At 70.3% G+C, this 8,284-nt stretch carries 2 protein-coding genes, 1 tRNA gene and 1 rRNA gene; 3 read left to right on the top strand and 1 reads right to left on the bottom strand.

All coding sequences use genetic code 11. The features are described from left to right. The first annotated feature begins 2 nt into the window (after positions 1 to 2). Together rrf and I3F58_RS28880 are read left to right on the top strand one after the other, a co-directional pair. A 5S ribosomal RNA gene (gene rrf / locus I3F58_RS28885) occupies positions 3 to 119 on the top strand. A 4-nt stretch (positions 120 to 123) separates the two neighbouring features. After that, positions 124 to 196 (top strand) — tRNA-Thr (locus tag I3F58_RS28880). Positions 197 to 305: 109 nt separating this feature from the next. Here the strand turns inward: I3F58_RS28880 and I3F58_RS28875 are convergent. Next, complete coding sequence (locus I3F58_RS28875) at positions 306 to 2,966, bottom strand: SpoIIE family protein phosphatase (protein WP_240111670.1); 2,661 nt, start codon at positions 2,964 to 2,966, stop codon at positions 306 to 308. 451 nt (positions 2,967 to 3,417) lie between these two features. On the opposite strand from I3F58_RS28875, the gene I3F58_RS28870 reads away from it, so the two are divergent. Beyond that, the coding region (locus I3F58_RS28870) for a HAMP domain-containing protein (protein ID WP_240111669.1) at positions 3,418 to 8,284 on the top strand (4,867 nt) is incomplete at its 3' end.

Below are 8,284 nucleotides of genomic sequence, written 5' to 3'. Positions count from 1 at the left end.
GTTTCGGTGGTCATAGCGTTAGGGAAACGCCCGGTTACATTCCGAACCCGGAAGCTAAGCCTTTCAGCGCCGATGGTACTGCAGGGGGGACCCTGTGGGAGAGTAGGACACCGCCGAACTTCTGCCCCCATAGCTCAGTCGGCAGAGCGTCTCCATGGTAAGGAGAAGGTCAACGGTTCGATTCCGTTTGGGGGCTCTGAAACAAAATCCCTCCGCCATCAGGCGGGGGGATTTTTGCGTTTCTGGGCAGATGCGCCGGAGCGTATACGGGAAGTACGGCGGGCCCGCAGGGCCCGCCGTGACGCTTACTGGTGGTGCGGCTCCGGGACGCGCATCGTCAGGATGGCCATGTCGTCTGACGCCGGCTCGGCGGCGAAGCGTTCCACCGCCCGCAGGACACGCGCCGCCACCGCTCCGGCGGTCAGGCCCGTACAAGCGCGCAGGACTTCGGCCAGGCCCTCGTCGCCCAGCATGCGGGAGCCCTCCCGGCGCTCGGTGACACCGTCCGTGACACACAACAGCACGTCGCCCGGGTCAAGAGTGACGGTCTGCTCGTACAGCTCCAGGTCCTCCATGACGCCCAGCAGCGGCTGCGGGTCCGCGGCCGGTTCGACCGTTCCGTCCTGCCGCAGGCGCAGCGGGAGCGGGTGCCCGGCGCAGACCACCTTCAACAGGGCGCTGCCGTCCTCCTGAGGCCACAGTTCCCCGTACAGGAGGGTGAGGAAGCGGCTGCGGGCGCCTTCGTCGAGGATGGCGGCGTTGAGGCGCTCCAGGACGGCCGGGCCGCCGAAGCCCTCACGGGCCAGCAGCCGAAGGGCGTGCCGGGCCAGGCCGGTGACGGCCGCCGCCTCCGGCCCCGTACCGCAGACGTCTCCGATGGCGAAGCCGTAGGCGCTGTCGCGGATCGGGAACACGTCGTAGAAGTCGCCGCCCACCTCGTTTCCCTCGCCGGCCGCGCGGTAGATCACGTCGACCTCGACGTTCTGGATCTGGGGGAGGCCCGGCGGGAGGAGGCTGCGCTGGAGGGACTGGCTGATGGCGACGCGTTCGCTGTAGAGGCGGGCGTTGTCCAGGGCCAGGGCCGCACGTCGGGACAGGTCCTCGGCCAGTTCCAGGATCTCCTGGCGGAAGTGGTCGTCGGACGGTTTGCCGAGCGTCAGCATGCCGATCACGCGGTTCCGGGCGACCAGAGGGAGGACCACGGTCTCGCCGCCCACGGCGGTCGCCGTGGCGAGGGTCGTGTTGATGCCGGAGGAGAGCGGGGCCGCGGAGTCCTGGTCGAGTTCGTCCATCGACGTGCGCAGGGCGGCGCGGTGGGCGGCGTCGGCGGGAGCCTTCCAGATGCGGGCGCCGGGTGTGGGCACCGGCTCCGGGGGCGCGATGCCGGACAGCAGTTCCTTCACGCCGTCGATGCGTTCCTCGTCCTCATGGAGGACATACGACAGATACGGGTCCGAGGCCTGGTCCGCGATCGTATAGACAGCACACCAGGTGGCCAGTGTGGGGACCGTCATCTGAGCCATCAGGGCCAGTGTCTGGTCGCGGTCCAGGGTGCCCGCGAGGAGGTCGGAGGCCTCCACGAGGAAGCTGAGGGAGCCGCGGCGCAGCCGCTCCAGCTCGCCGAGACGAGCCGACTCGACGGCCAGGGCGATCCGGTCGGCGGCGAACTGGAGGCGCAGGGCCTCCTCGTTCGCGTAGCGGCCCGCGGCTTCGGCGGCGACGCCCAGGGATCCGGTGAGGCGGCCCTCCACCTTGAGCGGCACGGTGACGACGGAGCGCATCCCCGTACCGGTCAGGAGCGGTACGGCTCCGGGGACGGCCGTCAGGTCCTCGTGGACGGCCGGCATGCGCGCCGAGGCGTACCGCGAGGTTCCTGCCTCGACGGGGACGCGGGCGAAGCGCTGGCGGGCGGACGGGAGACCGGTGGAGGCGCGTACCTCCAGCTCGGTCTCGTCGTCGGTGGCCAGGAGGAGGAACGCCGCGTCACCGTCGAGCATGTCGCGGGCGCGTTCGACCGTGCGCTGGAGGAGGCTGTCCAGATCGTCGGGGGCGGGTGTGCCGATGAACACGTCGAAGGGGTCGGGGGCGCGGCCCTCGCCGGGGCTGTCGGCGCCGGTCGTCGTGGTGCGGGCGGGCGTCTGGAGGACGGCGCGCTCGTCGTCCCGCACGAGGAGGCAGACGGTGGACGGCTCTCCCTGAGTGTCGCGGACGCGCAGATGAGAGGCGTACACGGGGATCACGCGGCCGTCGGAGCAGCGCAGCCCGTAACTGCCCTCCCAGCGGGACAGCAGAAGCGCCTCGGCCAGTCCGGTGCCGGTGCCGGGGGTGTGCGGCCAGGCGGCGAAGTCGCCCAGATGCTTGCCGACGACCTGGTCGGAGCCGTATCCGAAGAGGTGCTCGGCGTCGTCGTTCCAGGAGACGATGGCACCGCCGGGATCGACCTGGACGACGGCGACGCGAACCCGCTCGTCCGCCACGGGCAGCAGGCCCGGGGGGAGCGCGGGGCCCGCATGGCGGGTGCCGACGGGGCGTTCCGGCAGGTCGAGCTGGAACCAGACGTGTTTGTGGGCGGGGGAGTACTCGACGCCCCAGCGGGAGGCGAGGGCCGCGCACAGCAGCAGCCCGCGGCCGTTCTCGCGGTCGGGGGCGACGAAGGGCTGTCCGGAGCCCTGGACGGGAACCTCGCGCTCGGGGTAGTGGTCGGCCACCTCGATGCGTACGCCTTCGTCGGTGCGCAGGCACAGGACGTCGGCGGCGGTGCCCGCGTGGATCACGGCGTTGGTGACGAGTTCGCTGGTCAGAACGACGGCGTCGTCGACGACGTCGGTGAATCCCCAGCCCTGGAGAGTGTCCCGGACGAAGGCCCGGGCGGCGGCGACCGACCGCCCCTCAGGTTCGAAACTGGCAGCCGCCCGCGCGGTGATCACAGAACTCCTCGTACGCCTCTTGACGCCCGGCTCCGCCATGATCGGCCAGCCCTCCCGGTCCCTGGTGGTCGTGTTGTTCCTCACCGCCCCCGCCGGGCGGACCGGGGCGGTTGGACAGCCGCATGCCAGGTTACTTACCTTCGCAGTCCGGGCGGATGGTGGTCACCGCTGTTTCCGTCCCCCGGGTGCGGGGACGTTATGCGAAGCTGCCGATCTGTTATCGCCTGGTTGGGTTGCGATGAAACACTGGGAATGCTTCCAGCGGCAGCAGGAGCGTCCCGGCGGCGGTCCCGCGGCGGCGGCTGCGGAGCGCGAGGACCCGAGTACGAGCCCGAGCAGTACGGTCGACCCTTGCGGGAGGGACACGGTGGAGTCTGGCGTGGCGGCACGAGGCGGCAGCACGCGCGCGAAGGGCGGACGGTCCCGGAGCAGCGGAACCGTCGAGGTGGACGCCGCTGCCCTGGAGCGGCTCCTGGCGGCGCTGGTGGCGATGCGGGACGGCAACTTCCGCCGCCGCCTGACGGTGACCGGCGAGGGGACGATGGCGGAGATCGCCGCCGTCTTCAACGAGGTCGCGGACCGCAAGATGCACCTGACCGGTGAGATCCAGCGGGTGCGGCGGGTCGTCGGGCGCGAGGGCAAGCTGGCCGAGCGGCTGGAGGTCGGGGTCAGCCAGGGCACCTGGGCGGGCGCCATCGAGGCGGCGAACGCCCTGGTGGACGACCTGACCCGGCCGGTGTCCGAGGTGGGGCGGGTGCTGGCCGCGGTCGCGGACGGCGACCTCCAGCAGCGGATGGAGCTGCGCTCCGAGCGGCCCGACGGGGAGGGGCGCCCGCTGCGCGGCGAGTTCCTGAAGGTCGCGCGGACCGTGAACAACCTGGTGGACCAGCTGTCGACGTTCACGGACGAGGTGACCAGGGTCGCCCTCGAGGTGGGCACGGAGGGCAAGCTCGGCGGGCAGGCGCAGGTGCGCGGCGTGTCCGGTTCGTGGAAGGACCTCACGGACTCGGTCAACACCATGGCGTACCGGCTGACCGCCCAGGTCCGCGACATCGCGCTGGTGACCACGGCCGTCGCCAAGGGTGACCTGTCCCGCAAGGTCACCGTGCATGTGGCCGGCGAGATGCTGGAGCTGAAGAACACCGTCAACACGATGGTGGACCAGCTGTCCTCGTTCTCCTCGGAGGTGACCCGGGTCGCCCGTGAGGTCGGCACGGAGGGCGAGCTGGGCGGGCAGGCCGAGGTGCCGGGCGTCGCGGGCGTGTGGAAGGACCTCACCGACTCCGTCAACACGATGGCGGGCAACCTCACCTCCCAGGTGCGCGGTATCGCGGAGGTGACGACGGCGGTCGCCAACGGCGACCTGTCGCAGAAGGTCACCGTGAGCGCGCGCGGGGAGGTCGCGCAGCTCGCGGACACCATCAACCAGATGACCGAGACGCTGCGCACCTTCGCGGACGAGGTGACGCGGGTCGCGCGCGAGGTGGGCTTCCTGGGGCTGCTGGGCGGCCAGGCGCAGGTGCCGGGGGCCGCGGGGACGTGGAAGGACCTGACGGACTCGGTCAACACGGCGTTCCGGAACCTGACGGGTCAGGTGCGGGACATCGCGCAGGTGACGACGGCGGTCGCGAACGGTGACCTGTCGCAGAAGGTCACGGTCGACGTGGCCGGCGAGATGCTGGAGCTGAAGAACACCGTCAACACGATGGTGGACCAGCTCTCCGCGTTCGGCTCCGAAGTGACCCGTGTCGCGCGGGAGGTCGGGGTCGAGGGCCGGCTCGGCGGCCAGGCCGAGGTGCCGGGGGCCGCGGGGACGTGGAAGGACCTGACGGACTCGGTCAACACGGCGTTCCGGAACCTGACGGGTCAGGTGCGGGACATCGCGCAGGTGACGACGGCGGTCGCGAACGGTGACCTGTCGCAGAAGGTCACCGTCGATGTCGCGGGCGAGATGCTGGAGTTGAAGAACACCGTCAACACGATGGTGGCGCAGCTCTCGTCGTTCGCGGACCAGGTCACGCGGATGGCCCGGGACGTGGGCACGGAGGGCCGGCTCGGCGGCCAGGCCCGGGTCGACGGGGTGTCCGGCACGTGGAAGGAACTCACCGACTCCGTCAACTTCATGGCCGGGAACCTCACCTCGCAGGTGCGTCAGATCGCCCAGGTGACGACGGCCGTGGCGCGGGGTGACCTGTCGCAGAAGATCGACGTGGACGCGCGCGGCGAGATCCTGGAGCTGAAGAACACCATCAACACGATGGTCGACCAGCTGTCGGCGTTCGCCGAGCAGGTGACCCGGGTCGCACGCGAGGTGGGCACGGACGGGCGGCTCGGCGGTCAGGCGCAGGTGCCGGGCGTCGCCGGAGTGTGGCGCGACCTCACCGACTCGGTGAACGGGATGGCCGGGAACCTCACCGCGCAGGTCCGCAACATCGCCCAGGTCGCCACGGCCGTGGCGCGGGGTGACCTGTCGCAGAAGATCGACGTGGACGCGCGCGGCGAGATCCTGGAGCTGAAGAACACACTCAACACGATGGTGGACCAGTTGTCCTCCTTCGCGGAGGAGGTCACCCGGGTCGCGCGCGAGGTGGGTACCGAGGGCATCCTCGGAGGCCAGGCCGAGGTGCAGGGTGTCTCCGGCACCTGGAAGGACCTGACCCAGTCCGTCAACTCGATGGCGAACAACCTGACCTCCCAGGTGCGGAACATCGCGGAGGTCACCACGGCGGTGGCGCGCGGTGACCTCTCGAAGAAGATCACCGTCGACGCCCAGGGCGAGATCCTCGACCTGGTGACCACCGTCAACACGATGGTCGACCAGCTCTCCAACTTCGCGGACGAGGTCACCCGTGTGGCACGCGAGGTGGGCACGGAGGGCATCCTGGGCGGCCAGGCACGGGTCCGGGGTGTCACCGGCATCTGGAAGGACCTCAGCGACAACGTCAACGTGATGGCCAACAACCTGACCTCGCAGGTGCGGAACATCTCGCGGGTGTCGTCGGCCGTCGCCAACGGCGACCTGACGAAGAAGGTGACCGTCGAGGCCCGCGGCGAGGTCGCGGAACTCGCGGACACCGTCAACACCATGGTGACGACGCTGTCCTCGTTCGCGGACGAGGTCACGCGCGTCGCGCGCGAGGTGGGCACGGAAGGCGAACTGGGCGGCCAGGCCCGGGTGCCGGGCGTGTCCGGCACCTGGAAGGACCTCACCGAGTCGGTGAACTCGATGGCCTCCAACCTGACCGGCCAGGTCCGCCAGATCGCCGCCGTCACCACCGCCATCGCCAAGGGCGACCTCACCAAGAAGATCGACATCGACGCGCGCGGTGAGATCCTCCAGCTGAAGAACACCATCAACACGATGGTGGACCAGCTGTCCTCTTTCGCAGAGGAGGTCACCCGCGTCGCGCGCGAGGTGGGCACGGAGGGCATCCTGGGCGGCCAGGCACGGGTCCGGGACGTCGACGGCACCTGGCGGGACCTCACCGAGTCGGTGAACGAGATGGCCGGGAACCTCACCCGGCAGGTGCGGGCCATCGCCGCCGTCGCCACCGCCGTGACCCGCGGCGACCTCAACCTGAAGATCGACGTGGACGCCTCCGGCGAGATCCAGGTGCTCCAGGACAACATCAACACGATGATCGCCAACCTGCGCGACACCACCCTCGCCAACGAGGAGCAGGACTGGCTGAAGGGCAACCTGGCCCGGATCTCCGGCCTCATGCAGGGCCGCCGCGACCTCGACGACGTGGCCTCGCTCATCATGAGCGAGCTGACCCCGGTCGTCTCCGCCCAGCACGGCGCGTTCTTCATCGCCGTGCCCACCGGCGGCGGGACCGAGCCCGGAGGCGACGAGGACGGCTCGTACGAGCTGCGGATGCGGGCCGCGTACGGATACTCCGCCGGTGCGATGCCGACCGCGTTCCGGCCCGGCGAGACCCTCATCGGGACCGCCGCCGAGGAGAAGCGCACCATCCAGGTCAACGTCCCGCCCGGCTATCTGAAGATCTCCTCCGGGCTCGGGGAGGCCGCGCCCGCGTATGTGATCGTGCTGCCCGTGCTGTTCGAGGGGAAGGTCCTCGGCGTGATCGAGCTGGCGTCGTTCCAGCCGTTCACCCAGATCCAGCGGGACTTCCTCAACCAGATCGCGGAGATGATCGCCACCAGCGTCAACACGATCAGCGTCAACAGCAAGACCGAGATCCTGCTCAAGCAGTCGCAGGAACTGACCACACAGCTCAAGGAGCGGTCCGACGAGCTGGAGAGCCGCCAGCTGGCCCTCCAGGAGTCCAACGCCGAGCTGGAGGAGAAGGCCGAGCTGCTGGCCCGGCAGAACCGCGACATCGAGGTCAAGAACACCGAGATCGAGGAGGCCCGGCAGGTGCTGGAGGAACGGGCCGAACAGCTCGCCGTGTCCATGCGCTACAAGTCCGAGTTCCTCGCCAACATGTCGCACGAGCTGCGCACCCCGCTCAACTCGCTGCTCATTCTGGCGAAGCTGCTCGCGGACAACGCCGACGGCAACCTCTCCCCGAAGCAGGTCGAGTTCGCGGAGACCATCCACGGCGCCGGATCCGACCTGCTCCAGCTGATCAACGACATCCTCGACCTGTCGAAGGTCGAGGCGGGCAAGATGGACGTCAGCCCGACCCGGATCGCGCTCGTCCAGCTCGTCGACTACGTGGAGGCCACCTTCCGGCCGCTGACCGCCGAGAAGGGCCTCGACTTCTCCGTACGGGTCTCCCCGGAGCTGCCCGCGACGCTGCACACCGACGAGCAGCGGCTGCTCCAGGTGCTGCGCAACCTGCTGTCCAACGCCGTGAAGTTCACCGACACGGGCGCGGTCGAGCTGGTCATCCGTCCGGCGAAGGCCGACGTACCGGCGTCGATCAAGGAGCAGCTGCTGGAGGCGGGCTCGCTCAGCGACCCGGACGCCGACCTGATCGCCTTCTCGGTGACCGACACGGGCATCGGCATCGCCTCCACCAAGATGCGGGTGATCTTCGAGGCGTTCAAGCAGGCCGACGGCACGACCAGCCGGAAGTACGGCGGCACCGGGCTCGGGCTGTCCATCAGCCGGGAGATCGCCCGGCTGCTGGGCGGTGAGATCCATGCGGCGAGCGAGCCCGGGCGCGGCTCGACGTTCACGCTGTACCTGCCGCTGCACGTCAACGAACTGCCGCCGCACGGGTACGGACCGGGGGCGCCCACGCCGCAGCAGGCACCGCCGCGCGCGGTGGCCGAGGACACCGGCGGGTTCCCGGCGCTGCCGGCCGGGCCGGGTGCCGGCGTCATCGCACCGGTGCCGCCGCTGCCGGGCGGGCCCGGTGAGCCGGGGGCCGCGCCCGCCGGTGGCC

This window comes from Streptomyces sp. MUM 203J (assembly GCF_022414595.1).
GTDB lineage: Bacteria > Actinomycetota > Actinomycetes > Streptomycetales > Streptomycetaceae > Streptomyces.
This window is presented reverse-complemented; position numbering and strand designations above follow the sequence as displayed.